The organism is Vibrio sp. 10N.247.311.51 (assembly GCF_041467855.1).
Lineage (GTDB): Bacteria > Pseudomonadota > Gammaproteobacteria > Enterobacterales > Vibrionaceae > Vibrio > Vibrio coralliirubri.
Genome location: NZ_JBFSVK010000011.1, coordinates 80,870 through 107,408, shown reverse-complemented (window position 1 = coordinate 107,408; position 26,539 = coordinate 80,870). Strand labels below are relative to the sequence as shown.

Annotated in this window: 16 protein-coding genes; 12 read left to right on the top strand and 4 right to left on the bottom strand. The window is 44.0% G+C overall.

The features are described from left to right. Positions 1-16 precede the first annotated feature (16 nt). The gene (locus AB6E85_RS12300) at positions 17-505 is read right to left on the bottom strand and encodes a hypothetical protein (RefSeq protein ID WP_157373157.1); all 489 of its coding nucleotides are present in this window, start codon (positions 503-505) and stop codon (positions 17-19) included. Positions 506-833: 328 nt separating this feature from the next. Continuing rightward, on the bottom strand, positions 834-1,082 hold the full coding sequence (locus tag AB6E85_RS12295) for a hypothetical protein (RefSeq protein ID WP_017062732.1): 249 nt from the start codon (positions 1,080-1,082) through the stop codon (positions 834-836). 252 nt (positions 1,083-1,334) lie between these two features. Here AB6E85_RS12295 and AB6E85_RS12290 point away from each other — a divergent pair, with 252 nt between their 5' ends. Both AB6E85_RS12290 and AB6E85_RS12285 read left to right on the top strand, forming a co-directional pair. Then, positions 1,335-2,939 carry a mechanosensitive ion channel family protein gene (locus tag AB6E85_RS12290; RefSeq protein WP_372142841.1) on the top strand — a complete coding sequence of 535 codons (1,605 nt, stop codon included), beginning with the start codon at positions 1,335-1,337 and terminating at the stop codon, positions 2,937-2,939. 248 nt (positions 2,940-3,187) lie between these two features. Beyond that, positions 3,188-4,021: a RecX family transcriptional regulator gene (locus AB6E85_RS12285; protein WP_372142839.1), complete on the top strand. Its 834-nt coding sequence runs from the start codon at positions 3,188-3,190 to the stop codon at positions 4,019-4,021. An 87-nt stretch (positions 4,022-4,108) separates the two neighbouring features. On the opposite strand, the gene AB6E85_RS12280 is transcribed toward AB6E85_RS12285, so the two are convergent. After that, positions 4,109-4,903, bottom strand: coding sequence for a response regulator transcription factor (locus AB6E85_RS12280; RefSeq protein WP_050712398.1), 795 nt, complete (start codon positions 4,901-4,903; stop codon positions 4,109-4,111). 258 nt (positions 4,904-5,161) lie between these two features. On the opposite strand from AB6E85_RS12280, the gene AB6E85_RS12275 reads away from it, so the two are divergent. The 3 genes from AB6E85_RS12275 (at position 5,162) to AB6E85_RS12265 (ending at position 7,749) form a co-directional block, all read left to right on the top strand. Further along, positions 5,162-6,079, top strand: a complete 918-nt coding sequence (locus AB6E85_RS12275) for a DUF3187 family protein (RefSeq protein ID WP_372142883.1) — start codon at positions 5,162-5,164, stop codon at positions 6,077-6,079. Positions 6,080-6,237: 158 nt separating this feature from the next. Continuing rightward, positions 6,238-7,272 carry a porin gene (locus AB6E85_RS12270; RefSeq protein ID WP_372142837.1) on the top strand — a complete coding sequence of 345 codons (1,035 nt, stop codon included), beginning with the start codon at positions 6,238-6,240 and terminating at the stop codon, positions 7,270-7,272. 165 nt (positions 7,273-7,437) lie between these two features. Continuing rightward, on the top strand, positions 7,438-7,749 hold the full coding sequence (locus AB6E85_RS12265; RefSeq protein ID WP_050632907.1) for a hypothetical protein: 312 nt from the start codon (positions 7,438-7,440) through the stop codon (positions 7,747-7,749). A gap of 91 nt (positions 7,750-7,840) precedes the next feature. On the opposite strand, the gene AB6E85_RS12260 is transcribed toward AB6E85_RS12265, so the two are convergent. Next, positions 7,841-9,688: a M3 family metallopeptidase gene (locus tag AB6E85_RS12260; RefSeq protein ID WP_372142835.1), complete on the bottom strand. Its 1,848-nt coding sequence runs from the start codon at positions 9,686-9,688 to the stop codon at positions 7,841-7,843. A gap of 253 nt (positions 9,689-9,941) precedes the next feature. Between AB6E85_RS12260 and AB6E85_RS12255 the strand changes: the two genes are divergently transcribed. From AB6E85_RS12255 to AB6E85_RS12225, 7 genes are all read left to right on the top strand, one after another. Beyond that, positions 9,942-19,121, top strand: coding sequence for a type I secretion C-terminal target domain-containing protein (locus tag AB6E85_RS12255; protein WP_372142834.1), 9,180 nt, complete (start codon positions 9,942-9,944; stop codon positions 19,119-19,121). A gap of 33 nt (positions 19,122-19,154) precedes the next feature. Further along, positions 19,155-21,314 carry a type I secretion system permease/ATPase gene (locus tag AB6E85_RS12250; RefSeq protein WP_372142832.1) on the top strand — a complete coding sequence of 720 codons (2,160 nt, stop codon included), beginning with the start codon at positions 19,155-19,157 and terminating at the stop codon, positions 21,312-21,314. Continuing rightward, complete coding sequence (locus tag AB6E85_RS12245) at positions 21,307-22,632, top strand: HlyD family type I secretion periplasmic adaptor subunit (RefSeq protein ID WP_372142830.1); 1,326 nt, start codon at positions 21,307-21,309, stop codon at positions 22,630-22,632. The genes AB6E85_RS12250 and AB6E85_RS12245 overlap by 8 nt, the downstream gene beginning before the upstream one ends. A gap of 34 nt (positions 22,633-22,666) precedes the next feature. After that, positions 22,667-23,980, top strand: a complete 1,314-nt coding sequence (locus AB6E85_RS12240; protein WP_248382579.1) for a TolC family outer membrane protein — start codon at positions 22,667-22,669, stop codon at positions 23,978-23,980. Beyond that, positions 23,980-24,618: an OmpA family protein gene (locus tag AB6E85_RS12235; protein WP_059017391.1), complete on the top strand. Its 639-nt coding sequence runs from the start codon at positions 23,980-23,982 to the stop codon at positions 24,616-24,618. The genes AB6E85_RS12240 and AB6E85_RS12235 overlap by 1 nt, the downstream gene beginning before the upstream one ends. After that, positions 24,618-25,562: a PstS family phosphate ABC transporter substrate-binding protein gene (locus tag AB6E85_RS12230; protein WP_372142828.1), complete on the top strand. Its 945-nt coding sequence runs from the start codon at positions 24,618-24,620 to the stop codon at positions 25,560-25,562. Before AB6E85_RS12235 ends, AB6E85_RS12230 begins: the two co-directional genes overlap by 1 nt. A 210-nt stretch (positions 25,563-25,772) precedes the next feature. After that, complete coding sequence (locus AB6E85_RS12225; RefSeq protein ID WP_372142826.1) at positions 25,773-26,360, top strand: hypothetical protein; 588 nt, start codon at positions 25,773-25,775, stop codon at positions 26,358-26,360. The last annotated feature ends 179 nt before the right edge of the window (positions 26,361-26,539 follow it).

Here is a 26,539-nt window from a genome sequence, read left to right as displayed (position 1 = left end):
GTAGTAGCCCGGTTATTTACTCTCTAAATATACAGTGCTTTAGATGCAATCGGTGTTTTGTCGGTCGAGTTGAGCGATGATTGTCTCTAGATAATCTCGAGATGTGAGGAGGTAAGTTAAACGCAACAGCAATAATAAGTACGAATGGGATCAGCCAACCGGTTTTCGGGGCGGCAAAGGTCAGCATTTTCGAACTCAGGCTGCATGAACTTGAATTGGGGGACGTTAACATTTTTGACGCTTCTAAGCCGAAAACACTGGCGTATAGAGTGGCCATTTTTTCTGAAGAAGCGATGTCGGTTTGAGGATTACTGGTTTCAGTATGAGTTTGCGCGCCAACTAGGACTGATTGACCATTAGCGGATGCAGATAACGATACTTTCTTTACGGCCAGAGTGCTCGCCAGACAAGTTACGATAACCAGTCCGGTAAGGAAGAGCGCCCAAAGCGAATGCTTTTGTCGGCGGTTCTGCGTGGATAAGAAAAGTAGCGATGTGTTCAGCAAATTAGTCAGTAATCAAATTTGTTAGTCGTTAAAGCGAGCTCGTTGAATTGTGGCTAGCTTAGATAAGTTCTCTTCGCGCCACAAGTCATAAAATGGTTAAAGTGAAACTATCTATAAACGCGGGAAACCGCAGATACACGATAAACGATGCATAAACACCAATTCACGCGAATACGACATTGAGCTGTAGCTAAAGTTCACAACAACTGAAATTTATCGCTAATTTATTCTGTATCGAGTTGTTTATTCATCATGAGGCGATACAAAAAAGCCCAACAGATCGTCGTTGAACGTGTTGGGCTTTAATCATTGGTGCTATTGGAAAGGCTTAGTGAGTGCGGCGAGGGCCGTTACGTACCAAGTCTTTACCGTTATCAAACACTTCTTTGGTGATCCAGCGAGCAAGCAGAACTTTGTGGCTGCTGTTGAATACAGCAACGAAGTGACGACCATCTGAATTATTGGTTGCCATGCCAACACCTTCAACGCCTTCAAGGCCTAAACCGCCAGCTTCCACTGAAATTAGGAATTGCTCTAGTTCTTCTAGAGACTCAATAATATCAAGTTCGTTGTTCATTTTTATGCTCTCTTGCTGTGAGCCAACATCGTATTTAGGGCGCTTTAGTGCATGTGTTCGAATGAAGATATTGGCTGTTGTTCTTTGTTGGATGCGTACTCTACAGGTCATAAGAGGGGATTGGAACTCTCAAATATTAGAAGCAGGCTGATAATTTGCGAATTTTTAACATAACATACGTTTAAATGCTTGTTATCCATATTCTTTTTACTACTATTTATAGGGTCAATTTAGACAGTAATAGGAATTAATATGATGAAGGTTTGGCGTTGTCTATTGTTAATGTTGGCGTTTGTCGCATTTGGAAGTTATGCGCAGAGCGTTGATAAAATCGCAGAAGTACAAGATCAGTTAATGCTCGATCTAGCAACATTAGAAACGGCGCATGATGCTGAAAAACCCTTTCTTGAAGATATCTTAAGGCGTAAGAACCAGGGCCTACGCGAAGAGATTTTTTCACAGCTATCGTCAGATAAAAAAGAGGGGCTGGATGTCACGCTTGCTCAGCAGGTCGAACTGCTACAAAAATTGCTGTCGTTGAATGAAACTAAAATCGTTTCAATGAGTAAAGAAAACCGTTCCGCTGAGGGTGACGCTAAAAAACGCCTTGAGTTGCGTATTCAAAAACGAATCGGAATGATGGATGTCTATTATCAGCAGCTTGCTAAGACCTTAAATTGGTCGAAAGAGCGTGGTGTTGATGTTGCTGTTCCTGAAGGTGAACTTAAAACGGCGTTAATTGCTCGTTCTAAATACCTGACTAATGCCATTCTTTACACAGACACACAGCGACAAGATCTAGAAGCGCGTTTGTCTTTTGTGAATGAAGAAGAGAAAGCGACGATTAAAAAGGAGCTTGAGCGTTTCAGCGAGCGTACTAGCGTTATGGTCGCGAGCTTAGAAGAAACCATCACGCTAATGGAACCGTTTGGCGTGGATGTGACTTCGTACAAACGTGTTTTGCTAGCGACGACAGGTGACATTAACGCCGATGTGTTGGATGTTGATGTTGCACTGGAGCTGTTGGATGGTTGGCTTCGTTCGTTCAGTTCATGGGCTTTTGAAAATACCCCTTCTTTTATCGTTAAACTTGCTCTGTTTCTCGGTATTTTGTATGTAACTCGCCTTATTGCTAACGTGGCTCGCAAAACCGTTCGTAAGAGTGTTTCGCACTCTAAAATGGACTTCAGCGTATTGATGCAGGACTTCTTTGTATCCATCGCATCTAAAGCGGTCGTGTTTATTGGTTTGCTTATCGCACTGTCTCAAATAGGGATAGAGCTAGCACCACTTCTGACTGGTTTCGGTGTAGCGGGTGTCATCATTGGTTTCGCATTGCAAGACACACTATCTAATTTTGCATCGGGTTTGATGATCTTGATCTACCGTCCTTATGACGTCGGTGACATGGTTAAAGTGGCGGGCGTGCAAGGCACGGTAAAAGACATGAGCTTAGTATCGACGACTGTTCAAACCATCGATAACCAACGCTTGGTGATCCCAAATAACAAGATCTGGGGTGACGTGATCAACAACATTACGGCAGAACGTGTGAGACGTGTTGATATGGTTTTCGGTATTGGTTACTCAGATGATATCGATAAAGCGAAAGCGGTATTGAACGACATCATTCTTGCGCACCCTCTAGTGTTGAAAAAACCAGAACATATGATCAAGCTTCATACCTTGAATACCTCTTCAGTTGATTTCGTAGTGCGACCTTGGGTTAAGACTGATGACTACTGGGATGTGTACTGGGATGTAACGGAAACCGTGAAGAAACGCTTCGATGAAGAAGGCATCACGATTCCATTCCCTCAACGAGATGTGCATATTTACAATCACGAAGAGAACTAAGCGAAAGAGCTAGTATGAAAAGCAATTTCGAATAGAGCTATTACGAAAAAAGCTAATACGAAAAAGCTAATACGAAAAAGCTAAGCATGGCTTAGAGCCATCATTCTTAATGTGATATCAAATGGACGCTGAACAAGCGTCCATTTTTATTGGCTGCCGCTTATGTTTAGCTTCATTCTTTTATGTCACTCAACCGCCTTAGAATTGAGTTATGATGGGGCAGGCTTAGTTTGGACAGTTGAAAGCGAATGGATGATTCACAGAAAAAAACGAATAGTAGAAATACAACGGTAAGAAAAGCGACGCGAATTGAAAGCGTTATGAACTCTGCGATGTGGCATTTAACTCAGAGAGACATGACGGAAAGCGAGTTGATTGCGAAGCTCAAAGTGAAAACCGACAATCAAGAATGGATCGATGAAACGTTGAATACTTTGAAAGGCTTTGGATATCTCAAGTCTGACCAAGTGTTTGCAGAACAATTCGTGGAACAAGCTTTTTCTGGTGAATTCGGTTCTCGATACATTGTCGAAAAACTGAAGAAGAAGGGTCTGACCGACTCAGTGATTTCTGATGCAATCCATAAAGTGTCTTTCGAAAAGTCTATCGATGAACAAACCATCTTGATAGACCGAATCAACCATTACTACACAAGCTTTACCATGAGCCGTGAAAAGCTTGTCGCGACTCTGCAAAAGCGTGGCTTTAGCTATCAACAAGTTAAGGTAGCGATTGACCAGCACCCACAAGCGCATCAACTGAAAAGTAACATTCAAATTAAGGCCGAGAAAGCCGACTTGGAAAAAGAGGTACTCAAGTATGCTCGTAAAGGCAAGGGACTGACTGCCATTCAGCAAGAACTTAGACAACGACAAATCGACACAAGTGAACTGTCATCGCTCATCGACCGATTGATTAATGAAGAGCAGCTAGATTTCTATTCTTCGTGTTTAGAACAGTTACAGAAGAAATCTTATGATCTAAACGATCATAAAGAACGCTCTAAGGCTTACGCGATGCTAAGTCGAAAAGGGTTCTCTTCAGACGAGATCAAATTTGCTCTGAGTGAAGGCAATGAGTAGCGTGCGTGATTGAATTTAAGAAAAGCTGAACTCAAGAAACATCGAACGTTAAGATATAAACAGAAGAAGGACATCGAACAACTTGTTCTAACGTGTTGTGTGTATGTTCTCTGCAATCCCCAAACCATTGCGTAAGGCGAACTGAATCAAGTCATTGTGGCTGTTGAGATTCAGCAAACCTAGCATGCGGTATTTGTGCGACTCAATGGTTCGTGAGCTTAAGTGAAGCTTATCAGCACACTCTTTTGCACTAAATCCTTGAGCAATTAGAGCCAGAACCTTGGTTTGTTTTTTGGTGAGCAACAATAACTTCTCACTGTCATCTTCTAACAAGTTTTCATTTTGCTTTAGTGTTCTGGCTAACGTTGAGTGTTGCCAATAACAGAGCCAAAGTTCACAGACTAATTTTAAGCGCTGGATGTCTTCGAGGTCGAAGGTAGTATCGTTGTCGTGAAAGTTAGTAAAAGACAACGCCCCCCAGCGTTGGTTAAAGAGCTGCAAAGGAATGATGCAGTGCCATCTTCCCCCTTCTTTATAGAGTTTCTTTAACACATAGTTTTTGCTTGAAACGAGTTCGTTGCTGGTAAAAGCAAGGTAGGTTTCATTGGTTTTTAGAAGCTTGAGGTAATCAAGGTAGTTACCGCCGACCAAACTTTTTATATCAACAGGAGGAATGTGTGCTTTGGAAACTGAACACGTTTTGCCTTCTTCAAGTAAGACCATTGAATTAGGGTAGAGTGTCAAACGATCAATCCCAAACCAATCGAGTACATCAAAGCTTGCTTCTGACCAAGTGGTTTGAAAGTTCTTTGGATCGCTATTAATGAGAGATGTCGATTGTTTCATTAACAGTTGTTCAAAACTTAGCTTTAAAGCAGACACATTTTTCCTTTATAGATACATTCATTTCATCAATGCACAGAAGATATTCGTTCGAGTCGCTCAGTGCAAGATAAGATTCTTATATATATCATAGGTTCTAATTTAAAGTTTTTTATAACTCTTAGTTCTATGTGGAGAGGCGATAAGCAGTATATCTACTGCATTAATTGAACGGTGTATTTTATTAAAATCGGGCGTTTTTATAACCGAGTAAACACTGTGAAAAGTTTGAGGACGTTACTGCCTATTTCAGTCTCTATGTTGAGCTTTTTTCATCCGACTACACACGCAAATAATTCTCCAATGTTTGTGTATGCTCAGTCACCCATTCATTCAAATGTACTTTCAACACAACTTCGCTCCGCTCAACCTAATCGAGTGGGCACCATTGAGTTCAAGTCTTCTTATACTCAGGCCAGTATTTGGGCGCACACGAGTGCGTATTCGCTCGACTATTATCAAAACCAGTCAAATATTGCGGTTCAGTGGCAAGCTTCACCTGTCTGGAAAACCGAGCTGGATTACCGAGTTTTGACTGCAAAAGATAATGGCTTAGACAGTTTTGTGATGGGGTTTCATGACCTGTTTCGCATTGGACAAAACGGGCGTGATGAAGTGGCGGAAGATCAGTTCACCATGGATTTTCATAATGCAGGTGTGCATGTATCTGATTTTGAAGGTGATGATTTAACCAACGCGCTAACGTTCTACAATGAGATTCTGCTTTATTCGAGGGGGCCAATGTCGTTCTCTGCTGGTGGCTCTTTGTTTTACAACAATGTAAGAAGTGGGCAGTTTGCGAGAACCAGTTTTGAGCAAGGCGTTCAGCTTAACTACAGCTATATCCCCCCAAGACACAGTGTTTTTTCAACTATTGGTGTTGTGCATCGAGATAGCGATGTGTATGTCGTTAGTCTTGAAAGCTTCAGCGCAAGTTGGGCGATTGGGTATGAGTATCGGTTGAATCAACGCCATAGCTTATTGATTGAGTCTCTAAACTACCAAGGCTGGGCGACTAATGACCCGGACTTTTCTGAACCTTCTAATGAGGTCGTTTTGGGTTATCGCTACCGCTTCAATCAACTCGCAGTCGAAGCGCTGATGATTGAGAACATCCGTAATATGGATAACAGTACGGATATAGGTTTTACACTCGGATTACGTTTTTCAATATAAAAGGCACATTAATATATTCTTATTTCATGAAATTCACCAAAGCTATAAAATTTTCAGTAAATTTACGGTATATCAATAACGTGTTTTTTTGAACAATAGCGCCACTCCAAAAGGCCGGACTAACAAGGCCGAATCAATATATATAGGTAGTGGTTATCATGAAAAAGACATTAGTAGCACTTGCGATTGCGAGCATTTCAAGTTCAGCTTTCGCTGTAAGCACAAGCAGCCAAAACAGCCAAAACGAAGACATGTTTGCATTCGATTCAATGCACAAAGATCAATTCTCAGTATCAGGTTCTTTCGGTGTTGGTGGTTACTACGATACTGGCTCTAAAGCGTTCTACGATGACTGGGCAACAGGCCTTACTCTTGCAGTTAACTACCGTAACAACCGTATTGTTGGTTACTTCGAAACTGACTTAATGGTGAACTACACGACAGACAATAACGTATCTGCGAATGACGCGGCAACAGCTGGTTGGACAAACGGTATCGATACTGGTCCAGCAACCGATGTAGATAAAGCATGGCTTGGTTTCGATACTGGTTTCGGTATCGCTTCATTCGGTTGGGAAAACGACACAGCACTAGACAAAGTGGATGGCGCTGGCGATAACACATACGAGTTTGGCGCTTCTGCTGGTGATGCTTCTGACGGCTTCAATGTTGTTAAATTCCAAGGTGCGACAAGCGGTATCGCTTACGGTATTTCTTACTTTGAAACAGGTGATGATCATAATGATGCGGATAAAGGCATTAATGGTTACATCGGTTTAGAGCAAGAGGTATTCAACCTATACGCAGGTTATGAAGCTCGTGATGACGATGCTGATTACGAAGTTTACACAGTAACAGGTAACGTGAAGGTTGGTGCTCTTAAACTGGGTATGAACTCTTGGATTGAAGAGAGTGATTCTGCTAAGAACACAGGCTACTACGTTTCAGGTGGTTACACGGTTTCTGAAGACCTAACAATCGCAGCAGGTTACGCGTCTAGCAACAATGAACTTGATGGCCACGCAGATGTAGATGCTTCTTACATCAACATCGCGGCAATGTACCGTATCGCTGACAACGTTGACATGGGTATCGATATTAAGCAAGACATCGATGGTGCACGTATTGGTTCGACAAGCGCACAATACGACGAAGAAACACACGTATTCGCTGCGGCTTACTACTACTTCTAAGAACTTGACCTCTTAAGAACTTCTAAGACATTTGATGGTAATGGTGTAATAGCTTGCCCGGTCGTTACACCATGTTCTCTTCTTTTTGCAGTGTAAGCATCCACAGATTGATATGTGGTTTGTCACTCAAGTGCTACGAGTGAAATTATTATCTGGAGAAATGTAATGATTAAAAGCATTACAGCCAAGGGTGTTATTTATGGAAATGATACCCTGTTTACGTGTAAACCGAATCGTAATGGACTATTTGAATTGGCGCGTAAACATGGAAGAGTAGCAGGTACTCGCCCACAAGATCTCAAGAATAAGGTTTATGCTGAATCTCTTGATGAAGCTTGGAATCTACTCAAAACAGAGAAGTTTTATATTGTTTTGACGGGGCAAGTATTTGGCATTCATCGAAAATCATTGCGAAGTGCTGATTCTGTTGATGTTGAGTTTGATACTGAAACTCGCTCGACATGTGTCACGGAATAAATCCAAAGCTAAATACTAAAAGGACGATAAATTATCGTCCTTTTTTCGTTTGAGTTTTGGTTCAACCTTGGTTACAGGTGCTCAGAACCCGTTATCGACCGTATTGCCCAACAATGAATTTCTCAAACTCATCACACATCTGATGATTTGATTTGTCATTATTCGCCAACTCGGTAGCCCCATCAACGATCGATATCTTCGCATTCAAATCAGAGACTGGTGCACGTTTTCTTGTCGACAGTTGTTTGATTTTTTGCTCCTCAATCGCCCAAGCTTCCTCTGGCGATAAGTTACACTCGTCAGCGAGGTATTTGGCATTAAAACCTTCCCCAGTCAGGCTTTCGATTGTCCTATTATGATTCACGCTATTGCCTTGGTGCCAATAGTGCTTAGCTAACAAAGGGCCGATCTCTGGGTTATCCGTTAGGTAGCCAAACTTATCGGTGAAATACGCACGAGTTTGATACACCGCCATATGAGCCAGCAGGTAGCCTTGATACGCGCAAGATGCTTCATCCGACAACAGGTGCGGGATCGCCATTAATGGGCGAGGGCTACAAGCTAATCCAAGAATCGTTTTCTCACTGCTACGAGCAAGAGCAGTGATCTTTTCAGGTGTCAGATCTTCATCCGCCAATTCGTAAAGTGCTCGCTCGAAATACGGAACCACTAAAATGCTGCGTTCTTGATAAGCTCTGAAGGGTTGTTTGTTATCGATGATTGCTTTGATTAACTCGTCAGGTACTGCTTGGCCATCTGCATTAAGCGCGTATTGTTTGAGCCAATCGGCGTCATTCAACAAGCTGTCACAGAACATGGATTGCGTTTCGGCATAAGCCATTGAGGTTGGTGCAAACTCTTGAGAGAAACACGGTGCGTTCATTTTTACGTTAGCAAAGTGTGCAGCATGACCACCCTCGTGAAATAGTGTGTTGATGCCATCATAGCCGCTGCCAACTTGATCGGGCTTTGCGTTGCTCGTGAAGTTAACTTGAGCCGCTACCCATGTGTCTTGATCGTAGAAAGAAGGGATAGGCCCATGACAGAAGCCATTAGGGTACTTACCTTTGCGATCAAGCAGATCCAATTTTAATGTCGCTTGAGAGTATTCGATGTTGAGGCGACCAAAAGATTCAATCCAGCGTCGAAGTGACTTTGAGAATGGAACATAAGGATCAAGATCATTCATAACGTCACCTGCAAAAGAGTAGGTAAAGTTATGGGCTTGAAGTGCATTCTCGCCTTTCTGCTCTGCCAAATTGGCTAGACTTTGCTGATGGCTATCGCGTGTACGTGCTTCGAAGTCGTCAAGAATCGTAAACAGTTGCTCTGTCGTCATCTGTTCGGTTTTAACCACCGAGTAATCAAAGAAGGTTTTAAAACCCAGTGATTGAGCAAATTGGTTACGTTTTTTGATCAGCTCAATAAAGCCGTTAGCCAGCAGCCATTGCTCTAAATCTAATAGTGCTTGATGTGCAGAAAGCCTAACTTGTTCATTACCATTACTTCTAACGGCTGAACCTAAAACGGGCAGTGACCCTTCTGTTTCATCGCCTGTTTCATTTACGTAAGTCATCACATGATTCTGTTTTTTCTCAAACAGTTCAGCCTCAAATTTTATGAGGTGGGCTTTAAGCTTCTGTGACTGCTCAGACTCAATAGCGTGAGATCTAAAGGTCGCTAACCAACCATTCAAGCCTGTTAGCGTACTCTCTTTTTCTCGGGGATCTTGAATTTCATCGATAGCAACAAGTTGCGTTTCGATAGCAGCAATCTGTTCGGCAGAGCTTAGAAATTCCGTCCACTGAGTTTGCGCGAGCGTCGAGCCATCGTGGTCGTCACTGATGCCCATATATGTATCCCAAAAGAAGTCTTCTTTCGCTTTATGAGTCGCAAGATACTTTTGATTCAATTGGTTGAGATAGTTCGTTGCAGTCATGACATTCCTTGAAATTTAACCAGTAATTTCAACATTATGACACATTCATTGAATGTATTTTGTGACGATAGATATAACTGAATGCAAGTCACAGCCTATCGGTTTACTTTACAGCGTATTAGTGATAATTAATTAACTGTTAATGATTTGTTGTTTGCTAGTATTAATTAGAAATAGTTCGCTGATTTATCCAACCTTTTATTGAGTAAATTGATGTACTCAGGTCAGCGCTTTTGTAAGGAAGAGGTTTAGGATGGATCCTATTTTATATATCGAAGTTGGTGGTGTTGTTTGGCAAGTATTCCCTGATGGTACTTGGCTTCAATTACCTACTACGCAGCCAAAAGTTGAAGGCGTACAAGTCGTCAGCATTGAACCTCAGAATTTACAAGAGGCTCAGCCCTTAACTGAACCACAAATAGCCGCAGTTGAACAACAGTTGGAAAAGGTGGTCACCGAACTCGTCAACAACATTGAAAGCGCACCTCAACAGCCTAACTCAGTAAATGACCAACCTAGTTCCAGTGCCTCTTTTATCGCTTATGTTCGTTCCACCTTAGATGAAACGCTTGCAGAGGCGGGTTTTGATACTCGTCCTACAGAATATGCCGACGAAGATACAACCTCGAATGAGGGTAACCTTGATATTCTGTTACCTAGTGCACTATTAACCGTTGATATTTTGGATGGTGGAGACGGTTACGAAAACCAGTTTGAAGTACCTGGTGTCACGATTACGGGCACGGCTGTGGATGTTCGAGACGGGCGTACCGTTGTTCTGACCATCACTGATGTTAACGGCAACACAGTAACCACTACAGCCATCACAAGCGATGAAACGTATGTCGTCAATGGCGTCGACCTCTCTTCATTGGAGGAGGGGGATCTTCAAGTCGACGCGGTCATTGCTGATGATTTTGGCAATAGCATTGCAGCTAACGATTCCACAATCAAAGACACATTAGCCAACATTGAGGTTGACTTCGATGGCTTTGGTGATGAGTTTTACAATCAATTTGAAATATCGAATGGGGTGCTAGTTGGTACGATTGCCAATGTAGAAGATGGGCAAACCATCAACATTTCAATTACCGATAGCCAAGGAACGATACAAGAATACACAACGGAAGTATCCGGCGGAACTTGGACTCTGACTCTTCAAGACTACTCAAGCTTTGCAGAAGGTGAGCTGACCGTTGTTGCCAATACTATCGATATTGCTGGAAACCCTACAACAGCGACAGACACGATCGTGAAAGATACGCTAGCGAACATCACCGCTGCGGTTGATGATGGTGGTGACGGTGAACTCAATAGCTTCGAAATCCAATCTGTTAAATTTTTTGGTACGGTACAGAACGTAGAAGATGGCCAAACGGTCAATATTCGTATTTCTGACAGCACAACGAATGTCATTGTTCTGACGGCAACCGTGATTGATGGTGCTTGGTCAGTCGAAGGCGTGGATCTAACCAGCTTTTCCGATGGTGGTATTCAAATTGAGGCTGACACCGTTGACGTTGCCGGTAACCCTGCTTCAGCAATAAATAGCGCAGGGCAAATTGTTATTGATACTGTTTCGCCTGTTATAGACATTGATACGCTAGACGGTTTTAGCATTTTGGCATTTCGTGGCGGCCAACTTACAACCATGCAAGGCACAACCAATGTTGCCGAAGGTCTTCTTGTTTATATTGAAGTTAATGATGGCTCTCAGACTCTTGTGTTTGAGGGTGTTGTTGATGCATCAGGTAATTGGGTTGTTGAAAATATTGATGTCTCGTCCCTAAACTTGGCGTCAGAATGGACGGTTGATGCCAAAGTTTTCAATACGGTAGGCAATCAAGCTATCGATGATATGCCAAGCATTATCCTGCCCGAGTCGGTTGTGTTCTCAGAAACTGTTGTCGGGATTTTTGGAGATCAAACTCAGACCTCTGATATTCGCATCGATTATGCGGACTTCTCTTTTAGCGATGATCAAAGCATCGCAGAGTCACTAACTTCTCAAACTCTATCGATAACCGTTGCTGTATCGGCTGATAAACAAAGCCTCATCGGCACACGAAGCGATGGACAAAAAGTATTCGATGCGTCAATTTCCGGCAGCAACGTAAATATCAATTTTTATAAGGCGATTGATCAGGAAGCTGGATTAGATTCAATTCTGACGGCTCTGCTCATCGAAGGTCTGCAAACCGATGCCGATGGTACAACGGAGTTAGTCATCGGACATTTACCTATTGTCATCAAAGATTCTGAACCTCTGGTTTTTGATGAGTCTTATCAAATGATCGAGGGTGAGATTGCGTCAGGTAACGTGTTGAATAACGACATCGATTTGGATACTCAACTTACGATTAAAAGTGTTGAAGTTGATGGTACGACCAAGACGATTGTTGGTGGCTCTCCGGTTTCATTTACTACTAGCGAAGGCTCCTTGACTGTATTTGCGAATGGCCACTGGACGTTCGTCGCCAACAGGAATTTGGACCACACCGTTGATCAGAACATCACCTTCAACTATGTTGCTGGCGACATCAGTAATGATTTCGGGAACGGCACTGCGGTCATTGATATTTTTGATGGTGATGCAGGGCTAGTTGTTGATGGGACAACGACCAGCTCTGAAGGTGATGTGTCTGATGGAATTCAAACTGTAGTCGGCCAGTTTACCGTTTCCGCTGGCTCAGATAATCCAGATCCCGCTTCTATTGTATTTAATGCTAATACCTTGGTGCAGCTAGACGCCATGGGCTTGACGACCGGAGATGAGAAGTTTTCTCTAACCTACACGTTAGCGAATGATGGTAAAACGATTACCGCACAAGCAAATGGTGAAACGATATTCACGCTAACGTTGAGTGCAGTCGCTAGTGGTATCGATGTTCTAGCAGATGTCACATTAGTGTTAGAACAGCCTATAAACCACCTGTTCAGAAACGACTCCATCACCCTGCCACTTATTATTGATGGAACGGATTTAGATGGTACTTCTTTAGAACAAGGGCAATTCGATTGGATCATCCAGGATGGAGCCGACCCAATATTAACTTCAACTAGCAATGCTGCTGTGGACGAATCAGATCTTATTCACGGCAGTGTTTCAGATACTGGCACTTTCAATCTCAACGTCGGAAGTGACTTTGTTGAGTCTGTATTTTTTGACGTTGGAGATCAGCCGCAGTTATTTAGTGGGGGCGTACAGATCATCTATGTGGTCTCTGCAGGCGGAAATGAACTTACGGGTTATGTTGGCTCTGAAAGTGCTGAAAATAAAGCGTTCACCTTGAGCTTTACCTCTCTGTCAGGTGAGGCCGATACTGATGTCACTTACATCTTTGAACTATTCAAGGGCCTCGACCAAACGAATGGAACCGACCAAGTTCCTTTTGTCATCACAGAAAAAGATGATGACAACGATGAAACTCAATTAACCTTGAACGTCTCGATTACGGATGGTGGAGAACCTACGATTGGCTCTGGCATGGTCGAGTTGAGTGAAAACCCTGTTGCTGATACAACCCCGTCTGGTGTTGGAACAACAGCGAGTGCAAGCTTAGCCGTGAGTGCGGGCAATGATCCACTCGTGTTCTTGGGGTTAGATGTGACAACTGGCCAAGCCGTTCTCGATAGTGATGGTGAGGTGGTGACGCGTAATGAAGAAGGATTGTCTTGGCGAGATAATGGGGATGGAACATTTGATGCGGTGTTGTCGAATGGCGATGCTGTTTTCCAAGTGAGACTTCCTGAAGATTTTAGCTTAGAAGCCAATGGTTCTACGAATGTCACGGTTGAGATTGATTTGTACCAGTCAATAGACCACGGAACCGGTGTGAAGGACACAGAACTGTCGATTCCAGCCTCAATCGTCACCATCGACTCAGATGGTTCACGAGATACTCAAGAGTCTGATATTAAAATCTATGATGGTAAAGATCCTGAAATAACGGTTATAGGAAGCATCTCAGTTGATGAAGATGGGCTGTTGGGAGATAGCCAGCAAGTTGGTGTTGAAGATCGCAGCCCTTCTGTAGGTATTATTGAGGGCTCCGATGATGTTGTTTCTGTCACGGTAAACACCGCTGCATTTGATGCGCTTGGCTACAGCAGTGCCGGGAAAGCGATTTCCCTTCAAGCTGTCGATTCTGATGGTTGGTATTACGGTCAAGATTCTGATGGAAACAATATATTTAGGATTCGTTTTAATACTGACGGGACAACAGAGTTCGACCTTTATGCACCTCTCGATCACGCCAATGCTGATGGAGAGAATAATCTGGCTCTTAATTTTGAACTAACTGTTAACGATGCAGATGGAGATAGTTCAGACCCTGCCATCTATGAAGTGAACGTGAAAGATGCCATTCCGGTTGCGCGTTCAGGGGCAATTGAAATGGTTGAGGGTGATAACCTTAATGGGAAGTTCCTGACAGAGGAATTTGCAGGGGCTGATGGTGCGGAAATCATTAGCTTCACCTATCGAAATGTCACGTATACCTTTGATGATGTTGGTACTCCTATCACAATTGACCTAATTAATGTTTATGACAATAATTCTATTTATGGTCAGTTTACCCTTTCACCTGATGGTAGCTATCAACTAACCACGAACCCAAATGTAACGACTAATCCTGCTGATCCTAAGATCGTTGATGACATTGATTATTTGGTTCGTGATGCTGATGGTGATGAGGTCACGAGTACAGCGACACTTGTCCTAGATGATAACGAAGGTTTTATTCGTTATGAAGATTCTGAAACCACAGAAGACAATGACGCGATTATCGTTGTAAGTGTGGCAACCGGCGATGTCGACCAAAGCGAAACCGTTACTGCTATCGAGTTCTCAGAAGCATCGTTAAATGGTGGTAGCTTGTATCTTGATGGGGTGTTGCTTCAAGTTGTAGGCGGTAAGGTCACCTTATCGGGAAGTCAATTGGCAGCGATTGATAGTCAGTTCACTGGGCCTAATGGACAGTTGACTTATCGTCCCGCGCTTCATGAATCCAATACCACCTCAACGGTTATCCTAGCGATCAACGCAATCATTAGCACTGATACGGATCCTAAAGAACTGACTGCTGATGTTGCAGTGTCTGTTTTACCGGTGGCTGATGCACCGGATTGGTCGGCTTCCGTGTTCTCCTATCATTCAGTAGAAGATGACTCAGACCCAGTCACTTTGGACATAACGGCTCAGCTGGTGGATCAAGATACGTCAGAAACATTGAGCTACCAGATTAGTGGGATTCCTGACGGCTTGAATTTGACGTTAAATGGCAACGCAGTCAAAGAAGGGAAATCTTACACACAGGCTCAGATTGATAAAATGGAAATCAGAGCTGACGACAACCTAGCGGGTCGCTTTGAGTTTGAGATTACTGCGGTTGCAACAGAGTCTGGCAATTCATTCGCTGACCCAGATGATAAAACGGCAAGTATTGTACATACCGTTACTGTCGATATTTCACCTGATGCTGATACTCCTCATGTGTCTGTTAAAGACTACAAGGGACTAGAGGATGAAGCTATTTACCTCAAAGACGTTATTGAAGGCGCTTTGGCGGACACGGATGGTTCTGAATCGTTAAGTTATATTATCCAAGTTCAAGATGGTTGGTCTGTTGAAGGTGATGGTACCGCAAAGATAGGCAATAATTCCTATTCAGTCACTGCCGAAGCTATCGCTAATGGTGTTGCTTATATTCAGCCTAAAGAAGACATCAGTTCCTTTACTGAAGACCTGTCAATAGACGTAACAGCGATAGCGACCGAGTCGACGATCGATTCACTTATTCCTATCAACGGGCAAGCGTCAAGCGATACAAAAACCATTAACATCTTTTTGAAAGGTGTTGTGGATGAACCTGTCGCGGTAGACGGTGGTAATGGTCATTGGCAATACGACAGTGACAGTAAAGTCATCAGCAACCAATCGGTCTTAAATGAAGATGGGTTAATACAGCTTGACTTCCTCATACAAACGACGGATGACGATGTTTCAGAAGAGATCAACATACTGCTTACCAACATTCCTGAAGGCACTTTGCTGGTGGATGCGTTGGGTGAGCCAGTATCGCTAACGATTGCGTATGTTGATGATGTGACAGGACCTGTATTCCAAGTCTCTAACGCTCAACTGAATGACCTGTACCTCAAGCCAGTTCTTGATTTTAGTGGTGAATTAGAACTCACCGTTATTGCTATCTCAACTGAGCCCGATGGTGATTCGGGCGAGTTTCCGATGACACTTAAAGTAGAGCTAGCGCCGGTCGTTGATCAAGAAGATGGCCAAGTGGTCATTACTCAAGGCATCGAAGACAGTCAAATCGGCCTTAACCTTGAGCCTTCGGTGAATCAGGATATTGATGGCAGCGAATCCTTGACGGGATATGTCATTGATAGCCTACCTGCAGATCTCACTCTTTATTTTGATGGGAGTGTTATTCAGGTCCCAGCTTCAGGCTTAGATTTGGATACTTTACTGGACTCAACAACGCCAACGCTTTCGGATCTTCTAAGCAGCGGTAGGCTTTCTGTTACAGCGACAGAAGATTTAAGCGGAACATTCTCAATTCCTATCACCTATGAAGTCACGGATACTTCTCCAACTGGTGCAACGGATATTAAAGATATTACTGGTTCTATTAGCGTGACTGTAGATGCTCGTGTCGAGCTAGATACTCGATTAGAAGGCTCTACAGAGCTGTTACAGAGTACAGACGGCTCGCCTGTTGATATCTCTAATGCCGTGACGTTCGTCGACGCGGATATCGATGGGTCAGAGTACCTCGATTATATTTTGATCGAGATTCCCGACGGCTATTCGTTGATTGTTGAGCACCCTAATGGTGCCGCTCAAGATAGCTCTGGGAATTGGATCATATCTGCGGATGGGTTAACGAGTAACTCTTTCCAAGAACTCGCAGCGTACATTTTAGATAATGCGACGATTTCCAGCCCAAGTGATACTCCGGTACTGGATATTGTAGTTCGTGCTCGTGTGATTGATGGTGAAGATGCAAGATATATTGATGCGACTTTCCCGCTGCAAATTACTGGTCATGACGGCGGTGGCGGTTCTTGTGACCCTGTTGGCCCACCAAGCCCGATTCAACCCGATGGCGAAATTAAAACACCTGAAGGGGAAGATATTGATCTCACTGGCTTGCTAAACACCGATGTTGGCAGTGATCCAGACAATGAAATCTCTTTCTATATTCCTGCTGATTCACTTCCTGAAGGCGTTGAGATCTCCGGTGATGGTGTGATTGCTGAATACGATGCTTCTGGTGAGATCGTCGGTTATTCAATCACTGCAGATGGACTCTCGAAACTAACGTTAACGGGCTTGGATGAAGATTTTGCAGGGTGTATTGATTTCACCATAGAGACTATTGAAACCTCACCATGTAGCGGTGATACGGTGACGACGGCCCAAACCATTAGTATCCAAGTTCTGCCTGTGGTCGATGACATTACGGTTGAAGCCGACTCCACAACCATTCAAGAAGACATCGCGACAGACCTTAACCTTGAACTGGTTCTTGGTGATAGCGTTGAAGATGGACAATTAATCACTGGTGAAGGCAATAGCGCTACCGGTAAAGAAACCGTTAACTCTCTAACGGTGAGCATTTCGAATGGAGCGACCTTGTCTGAAACTCCAACTGACACCGGGTTGTTAGTTGATAATGGCGATGGGACTTGGACGGTCACAGACCCTAGCCGTTTGAGTGATGTGTTAGTTACGCCACCTGAGCATTACAGTGGTGAAATTACCCTCACTGTGACATCAAATATTACCGATGAAGCGGATTGCGTGACAGAAACGGATACGCAAGATAAAACGGCGGTCGTGACTATTACTGTTGAGCCAGTCGCTGATGCGGCGAACTTGATAACAGAGGATATTATCGGAGACGAAGATAATTACATTTCATTGTCATCACTTAGCGCAGAGCTGATTGACCAAGATGGTTCTGAAAACATGTCGCTTTCGTTGAAGGGAGTTCCTGAAGGCGCAGTTGTCGCGATTAAAGTAGGGGACACTTATGAGTTGGTTCCAAACAATGGCCCTGATGGTGGTTCATTTAATGGAAGTGCAACCTATGAATGGCAACTAGACCCAAGTCAGCTTTCTGATTTGGTTATTTTACCGCCAAGAGATTTTAGTGGCGATATCGGGTTAACCCTGGAAGCGATTACTCAAGAAATTGGCACTACTGATATTCGCTACACTCAGTCTGAATTTACCGTTGGTGTTAACCCAATCGGCGATAAGGTTGAGTTCTTTGACTTACCTGAACAGCTCACGGGAAGTGAGGATGACGTTATTGTTATTCCTCTTGATGCCAATAGTTTTGAAACCAACAGCGACGAGTTTTTGTCAATCACAGTGACAGTGAATGCGACCTCTGACGCAACAGGACTCGTCGGTTTAGACCGAATTAGAATTGGCTCGGAAACCAGTGCGTTTGTAACATTGGGGAATGGAACAGCACAAGCGACCATCTTAGTGGCGGCAAGCTCTGTTAATGAGCTCGAATTCTTTGCTGGCGATGCATTTGGCAACCTTGATATTACGATCACAGGGCAAACCGTTGATCAAAATACGGTACTGGGAAATCTAGTGACTGATACTGGTGACCCGAGCTCACAAGACATGACACTCATCATCACACCTGAACCCGACGCTCCTCTGTTGAGTATTGAATACTCATCGATTGTGGCGGAAGCCAGTGGCACGATTCCACTAGGGCTCGAGTTATCTTTGATTAATCCAGCAGCCTCTGAAGAAGGGTTTATCACTATTTACGATATGCCTTCAGGGTTGACGTTATCTCACGGGTCTTATGTTGATGGGCAGTACGTCGTAAATCTAGAGGATGTCGCCGACTTGGCTATTACCGGTGGTTACAGTGGTGCAACAACCTTTGATTTGACTATTGAACCTGCGGCAGAGCTAGGCAATGACCAAGCTGTGGGCTTATCACAGATTGTCTCGGTCGAATTAGTGGATGAAGGTGATTCAACCATCACCGCAACAGATGATAATGACCTGCTGATTGGTGGCACTGGCTCGGATAGTTTTGTATTTGCATCTTCAGGTTTAGGCAGCATTGATGAGCCAAGCTTAGATGTAGTTCAAGACTTTGATGCGTCTCCAGATACTGATGCAATTGACCTCTCGGGTATTTTGGGAAGCCTAGGGCTTAATACAGGTATTGGTGCTACACAGTACCTAGATCTAGAAGAGTCAGCAGAAGGCGTGACCATTTCTATCAAGCCTAATGGTGACGAAGACGTTCAACAAAATATCCTGTTAACCGATATCACTTACGATGACTTGACTCACGGCGATAGTAGCATCGTATCAGAGGCTCAAATTTTACAAAAAATGATAGATGACAATAATTTAACGCTGTAAGTTAGATGTACAGTCTATAAAAGGAAGTTTAGATTGGTAGAACAAAAAGACAGCTGGCTAGGTTGTGTTGAGTGGTTGTGTGAGCATTTTAATGTTCGCAGTCACCCTTCCAAAATAGTGTCTGGCCTACCTTTAGATGAAGGCAGGCTTAATGAATCCCTTTTTCCTAGAGCGATTGAGAAATCGGGGTTAACGCTGAGCCACGTTAAAAAAGAGTTACTGAATCAATGTCAGTTCCCTGTTGTTGCTGTTGAGTCCGCTACAGGGTTTCCTCTTGTCGTAACCCAAAGCTCCGGTGGCGACTTTCAAGTATTGAATTGTGAATCCAACTTAAGCCAACAAGTTCTCCTTAAAGACTTAGTCATTAAAGTGGACTCATTTGTTTGGCAAGTCGGTGCTCAAGTGCTTGATGACGCCCGTGTTCAGGCACATGAGCGCAATGACAGTAAATCCAACACTCGTTGGTTGTGGCGTGTGGTCAAAGAAGTAAAGCCTTGGTATCGCGATCTGTTTATCGCTTCGTTCTTGATCAACGTGCTTGCGTTGGTGGTTCCCCTGTTTACCATGAATGTGTACGACCGCGTTGTGCCAAACCAAGCGTTTAACACGCTTTGGGTCTTGGCTGCAGGCGTTGGTATTGTCGTTATTTTTGATTGGGTATTGAGAAGCTCACGAAGCTCTGTGACCGACATGGCTGGGCGCTATATTGATAACAAGTTGTCTTCTCAACTGTTCTCGAAAGTCCTTGGTATGAAGCTCGAAAATCGACCTCAATCGGTAGGTGCATTCGCAAGACAGCTTCAAGACTTCGATAGCGTGAAAGATTTCTTTACCTCCATCTCCTTGGTCACTCTGGTCGACTTGCCATTCACTTTGTTATTCCTACTGCTTATCGGCTGGCTCGGTGGCGCAATGATGTTGATCCCTGTCGCGATCATGCTTGTTTTGATTGTGCTGAGCATTGCGATGAAAGGCAAAGTTGAGAAAACATTTGATGAAACCGCACGTTTGTCGACACAAAGACAAGCCCAGCTGTTTGATTGCTTAACAACCCTTCCGGATATCAAGCAAAACAATGCTGAGGGTATTACCCAGAAGCGTTGGGAACAGACGATTTCATCGCTCTCTCAATGGCAGACTCAATCTCGTCATTACTCCAATATCGTGACGCACTCTATTCAGTCGAGTCAGCAGATCGTTACCATCACTCTGATTATCTTCGGCGTGTATCAGATCTCTGAAGGCTTGCTGAGTATGGGTGGTTTGATAGCCGTTGTGATGTTGAGTGGGCGCGCTGCAAGTTCGGTGAACCAGCTTTCTCTTCTATTGCTGAGGTTCCAACAAACACGTTCGGCCGTTGAAGGGCTGAATCAGATTATGGAGCTACCTCAGGAAGAGTCCAAACACCAAGTTATCGATAAAGGAGACTTTGATGGTGGGGTTAGGCTAGATGAAGTGACGTTTACTTATCCTGACACTCAAAGCCCTGCATTAAAGGAGATTTCCCTTGAGATCAAACCGGGTGAGCGAGTTGGTCTTGTGGGCGCGGCAGGTGCTGGAAAAACCACACTTTTATCGATTGTGGCTCGTCAGTATTTACCAACGACAGGGCAAGCTTTCTATCAAGAGATTGATGGGCAATTATGGCCAACCAGTGTTCTACGTAGTGGAATGGGTTGGGTAGGGCAAACCACTAATTTGATCTTTGGCAGTGTTTACGACAACGTTACTTTGGGTGCGACCAACGTTGATGAAGAAAAGCTAAGACAAGCGCTGCAACAGTCTGGCCTCAACGGTTACATGGGGCGCTTAAGCAATGGTTTAGAAACGCCTGTCGGTGAAGGTGGTCGATTGCTTTCAGGAGGCCAACGCCAAGCTGTGGCTATCGCAAGGGCGCTTTATCGCTGTCCAAAGTTATTGATTATGGATGAGCCAACCAGTGCGCTAGATAATCAGGCTGAGATTCAGTTCTTCAATGCACTTCAAAGTATGCCGAGAGAAACCTCAATGCTAATTAGCTCCCACAAATCTTCATTCTTGATGATGTGTGATCGAGTGATTGTATTAGATAAAGGTCAAATCGTGGCAGAAGGTGAGCCTAAAGATATTCTCTCTTTACAGAAGAAAAGTGTACCTAAAGGTGCGAGTCGCTTTAAGACGGTATCTGTGGTGAAGGGAGGTCGTCATGAGTAATGATATTCAATGGACCAACAACCACTTAGCATTCCGCTCTCGAAAGCTGATTTGGTTGAGTGCTCTACTCATTGTCTCAATTATCGGCTGGGCAACGTGGGCAACATTAGAAGAAGTCGTGATCGGTGAAGGTAAAGTTGTTCCAAGTCTTTCGGTGCAAACCATTCAGAGTTTAGAAGGTGGACTGGTTCAAGAGATCATGGTGCGACAAGGCCAATCTGTAGTGAAGGGGCAACCTCTAGCTAAGTTAGAAGACACACGTTTTAAGGCGGCGTTTCTAGAGTCGGCTCAACAAGCGGATACGTTACTGGCTCAGCAATTAAGATTAAAGGCTGAGCTGTCGACGGTCGTTTTGAATAACGATGCGAAAGAGTGGTATGAGCGAGTGGTCTTGGTGCCTCAAAATATTGCGGTTGATGTATCAAGCCACCCTGCGTTAATGAATGCCAAGGCGAACTACCGAGAGCGTTTAGGACAGTTGAAGTCTGAACTGGAAGAGGCGGCACTTCGTATCGAGCAACAAGACCAAGCACGTGTCGATACGCTCAATAATATCCAGACTCTTGAAAGCAGCCTCGAGATTGTGATTCGTGAGCGCAACATGCTGAAAGACGTGGTAGCGAGCGGTGCTGTTGCGGAAGTTGAGCTACTTAAACTCAACCGTGATGTAGTCAAACTCAAAGGTGATATTGCTAGCTCAAAAGTAGCAGCGCAGAAGCAGATAGCTGCCTACTCAGAGTCGATAGCGGATCATCGAAGCATTGCCTTAGATTTTCGTACCAAAGTGCAAGGTCAGTTGAATGAAGTGGCGAGCAAGATAGCGCAGCTGAACGAAAGCCAGCAGGCGATTGCCGACCAACTCAAGCGTACTGAAATTGTCGCGCCCGTTGATGGCACAGTCAAAGAGATTTTTGTGCGTACCATTGGTGGTGTAGTTCGTCCCGGCGAGCCGATCATTGAGATCATCCCATCAAACAGTGACCTGATTGTTGAAGCGAGAATCTCTCCGCAAGATATCGCGTTTGTTCATAACGGGCTGGGGGCGACAGTTAAATTCACGGCTTACGATTTCGTCATTTATGGCGGACTTAAAGGCGAGGTGATTTACGTGAGTGCCGACGCCTTACAAACGGAAGACGGAAACGCCTATTATCGTGCCCATATTCAGTTAAACGAAGACCAGCAACAAAACTCTGCCTTTAGCATTATCCCAGGGATGCAAGTCGCGGTTGATATATTAACCGGAGAGAAAACAGTACTGAGTTATTGGTTAAAACCTATTTTACGAGCTAAGGAAAACTCACTTCGCGAACGATGAAGTGAGTTAAAGCATAAATATAAAAGGAAGTGTAATGCATTCAAAATTCTTACTCTCTTCTTGCTTACTAATGAGCGGGCTGACTCAAGCAGCCTCATTAGAAGAGTCCGTGGCCTTTGCCATAGACTATAGCCCAGAGATATTGGCGCAATACTCCCGATACCAATCGGTGGTCAGAGACGGAGACGCGGCGAGTGGTTTGTATATGCCGCAAGTGAACTTGTACGCGGCGGCGGGTTATGAAGAGACTCGCTACAACAGTGGTAGCAAACTCGACACCGATGATCGAGGCCTAACGAGAACGGAAATTGGCGTTAAAGTATCCCAATTACTATTCGATGGTTTTAAAACCACGTCGAATGTCGATCGACTGACGTTCGAAGCGGAAGCTGAGCGTCTAACTCTGATTTCGCGAGCTGAAAACGTATCGTTAGATGTGGTGAGAAATTACCTCGATATCCTCAAAGCAGAGACGCTACTTGAACTGTCTAAGCGTAACGTAAAAGAGCACCAAGAGATCTACCAAGATATCCAAGATAAAAAGAGCAAAGGCTTGAGTAGTAACTCGGATCTGGCTCAGATCTCCGCCCGTGTCGCGACCGCGCAGTCTTCACTTATCGCCGCTCAGAACAACCTGTTTGATTTGCAAACTCAGTATCTACGCTTGGTTGGCAAACCTGCGGTGAACTTGGTATATCCACGTTTTGATTACGCTCTATTACCAAGCTCAGCACAGGTCGCACTTGAACAAGCTGTCGAGAACCACCCTGAAATCAAAGCCTCTTTGCTTGATATCGATGCGGCTCGTAAAGAGATGCGCCGCGAGAAAGGGGATTACTACCCAGAGCTAAAACTCGAACTTCATGCTAACAAGAATGACAACGTATCTAACCCTCCAGGCGGTGTCGATGAAGACGCTCGACTGATGTTGACGATGGATTATGACTTGTTTAATGGCTTCTCTACCGACTCTAGAGTTGAATCGTCAGCTTGGCGAGTGGAAGAGGCAAGGGCGATCCGATTACGAACAGAGCGTGAGGTTCGAGAGGGTACACAACTGGCTTGGAACGCATACAAAATGCTAGAGCAGCAAAAATCTCTACTTCAACAGAACGTTGATGCAGCGAAAATTGCAGAGCTTGGCTATATCCAACAATTCAATGTTGGCAGACGAAGCCTTCTTGATGTACTTGATGCAAAAGTAGAAGTGTTTTTGGCTCGAAGAAACTTCATCAGCACTGAATATGATCAAACGTTAGCGGCTTATCGAGTATTAAATGCGATGGGTATGTTGACGTATGCGTTGAGGATTGAACATCCAGAAGAGTGGCAAGGGGAGAATAAGTAATGAGACATTTTAAACTAGCGCTACTTAGCTCTATCTTGCTAATGGGATGTGCAGAAACGCCTGATACGACAATGACGCGCCACCAAATTGATGACTTAGCCGATAATGACCGAGACGGTGTGATTAACCAGCGAGATCTATGTGCCGATACGCCAGAAGGTGTAACGGTAGACATTAAAGGGTGTGCCAATTGGAAAATTGTCGAAGATGTTGAAGTATTAAGTGTGGCATTTGATTTTGATAAGTATGACCTTAAACCTGATCATACCGCTGTATTAAATGAGTTGGTGCGTTTACTAGGAGAGCAGCCTGATGCTTCGGTTACCTTGGTCGGTGATACCAGTTCTGAAGGTACAAACGCGTATAACAAGGCATTAGCGAAGAAAAGAACGGGCGTGATTCGAGACGCATTGATTGATAGAGGCATCAATGGTGAGCGAATCTTCGAACAAGAGTTTACTCAGATAACCAGCTTAACTCAGCATCTTCACAAGCGTAAGCGCAGAACGATTGCGGTGATTAAGACAGAAAGCATGGAAGTGAATCCATCTTGGAACATCTTCACTTCAGAAATGCAGCTCGATAGTAATAGCGATGTTGAGTCTAAAACGTCGATTGATCCAGTAGGAGGCCAGTAATGAAATGTCTATCTAATAAATCGGGCTTGCTACTTGCTGCTGTACCTGCGTTGTTCTCTGTATCGACGTTTGCGAATGACGCCAGTGACATTGGTTTGGTCGCGATTGAGCCGAATATGCAGGGGCTTGTAGAAGATCTGCTCAAGAGTCAAGAGATCGACTTAGAAATCTTGTTGAGTGACAGCGTCCCAGAACAGATGATCATGCAGCGCTCGCGTGTTGGTATCACTTCAAAAAAGTGGACTGACAAAGAGATGGCAAGGTTTGATATGCGTTACGGTTATAGGCCAACAGAGTTGATGTTCACTGCCGATGTCATAGCGATTCTAGCCAATGAAAATAACCCAGCAACATCAATCACTGTCGCTGAATTAATTGATGTGTTTGGTTGCTCTAACGATCCTAAACATCCCAAATGGTCAGCAAGTAGTGATATTCGTAACGGTGAAAGCCTAGATACTCATATGTTGCCCTTTGCCATTGATCACAACCTGAAAGGCCATACTACCTTTTCAAGTTGGGTCGAATGTGGAACGGAAGGCGAATATGCCCATACTCAGTTCTTAGCGGATCTGCCTGATCTGATTAACAAGATTGAAGACGAAGATGCAGCCATTGGGTACACCGTCTACTCAGATCAAATCTCAGACGTGAAATGGTTGAGCGTGGTTGATAACCTAGGTGTGAACTACGACCTAAACAAAGAAACGATCCTCTCTGGTCGCTACCCGTTAGCAACGGTTTATTACATGTACTTGAATATTCCAGCGCATCGCAAAGGCTTTTCGGAACAAGAGAAGTTCTTTGTTGGGCTTACCTTGTCACAAGATCATCAAGGCGTGTTGAACCAATACGGTTTCATCAGTTTACCGCCAGAAGCTATTCAACGTAACAAAGTGAGATTGTCGCTTGAAGAGCCTGCGATTGAAGGTGGCTATAAGTAACGGGTACGGTGTATTGTAACTGTTGTGGGAGAGTGATATCCTCTCTTTCGTAATGGTTCTCAACGTGACGGATTACGTTATTCGATGATGAATTTATCTAGCGGGCATGTATGCCCGTTTTTTTTCGCCTAAAATTTGCGACTCGAGCAGTTGTTTGTCGATTGGTCACGTATAATGGACACTTCATATAGCGCTAAATAAGCCCAGTCGATGAAAATCTTTCAAGTTCTAATCTTGCCTCTAATGCTGTCCCTCAATGCTATTTCATTTTCAGCGCAAGCAACCGAAAGCTGGTGGCTAAGAACGGTATTTAACAGCAGCCCAGGTCTGCCAAATTCTCAAAACTATATTAACGATATCGACTTGATGGATTGTGGTGAGATCGAAGGCACTCTGTTGTGCAGTGACTTAACCCAATATTACGATTTGGATGTTTATGTTGAATTGGAGTTGGGGGATTCAAGCGTTGAAACAGTTCGCTTAAACCTGCCATATTCGGACCTAAGTTACACAAAGCTTCAGGCATACCTTCGCCAAGATGGCTTTGCTCTCAGTTCAATTCGTATTGGTGAAGATGAATTCGATGTTACTGCTCAACTCGAACAAGCTCGAAATGAAGGTGTTGGTTTCGACAAGGTGGATAAACAGCTGGTCGAATTCATCAACGCGCCTCACGGTTCAGCAGAGAAACTGAGTGTATGGAATGTGCCTAACTTATCTTCTTCTAGCTCTACTTCTCCTCGGGTCCAGTTATACAGTGATGGTGCCAACTTAACGGTTGAACTTAATCGTTTTTAATTGCTCAAATTTATAGATAGTTTCGTTATTTATTAGGCTAAACAAAGCTTTCAGGAGAACGGCTCACGGGCAGACAGCAAGTTATAATTTATTTAAGTGTTCGTTTTTCTGCGGCTCTCACATTTTTAATAAGCGTTTACCTTTGCCATTTGTTATACGTTGAGCCTTCGGTAAAACGA

Coding starts and splice junctions, on each gene's coding strand:
- AB6E85_RS12295 (WP_017062732.1), bottom strand. CDS start 1,082: ATGAACAACGAACTTGATATTATTGAGTCTCTAGAAGAACTAGAGCAA.
- AB6E85_RS12290 (WP_372142841.1), top strand. CDS start 1,335: ATGATGAAGGTTTGGCGTTGTCTATTGTTAATGTTGGCGTTTGTCGCA.
- AB6E85_RS12285 (WP_372142839.1), top strand. CDS start 3,188: ATGGATGATTCACAGAAAAAAACGAATAGTAGAAATACAACGGTAAGA.
- AB6E85_RS12275 (WP_372142883.1), top strand. CDS start 5,162: ATGTTGAGCTTTTTTCATCCGACTACACACGCAAATAATTCTCCAATG.
- AB6E85_RS12270 (WP_372142837.1), top strand. CDS start 6,238: ATGAAAAAGACATTAGTAGCACTTGCGATTGCGAGCATTTCAAGTTCA.
- AB6E85_RS12265 (WP_050632907.1), top strand. CDS start 7,438: ATGATTAAAAGCATTACAGCCAAGGGTGTTATTTATGGAAATGATACC.
- AB6E85_RS12260 (WP_372142835.1), bottom strand. CDS start 9,688: ATGACTGCAACGAACTATCTCAACCAATTGAATCAAAAGTATCTTGCG.
- AB6E85_RS12255 (WP_372142834.1), top strand. CDS start 9,942: ATGGATCCTATTTTATATATCGAAGTTGGTGGTGTTGTTTGGCAAGTA.
- AB6E85_RS12245 (WP_372142830.1), top strand. CDS start 21,307: ATGAGTAATGATATTCAATGGACCAACAACCACTTAGCATTCCGCTCT.
- AB6E85_RS12240 (WP_248382579.1), top strand. CDS start 22,667: ATGCATTCAAAATTCTTACTCTCTTCTTGCTTACTAATGAGCGGGCTG.
- AB6E85_RS12235 (WP_059017391.1), top strand. CDS start 23,980: ATGAGACATTTTAAACTAGCGCTACTTAGCTCTATCTTGCTAATGGGA.
- AB6E85_RS12230 (WP_372142828.1), top strand. CDS start 24,618: ATGAAATGTCTATCTAATAAATCGGGCTTGCTACTTGCTGCTGTACCT.
- AB6E85_RS12225 (WP_372142826.1), top strand. CDS start 25,773: ATGAAAATCTTTCAAGTTCTAATCTTGCCTCTAATGCTGTCCCTCAAT.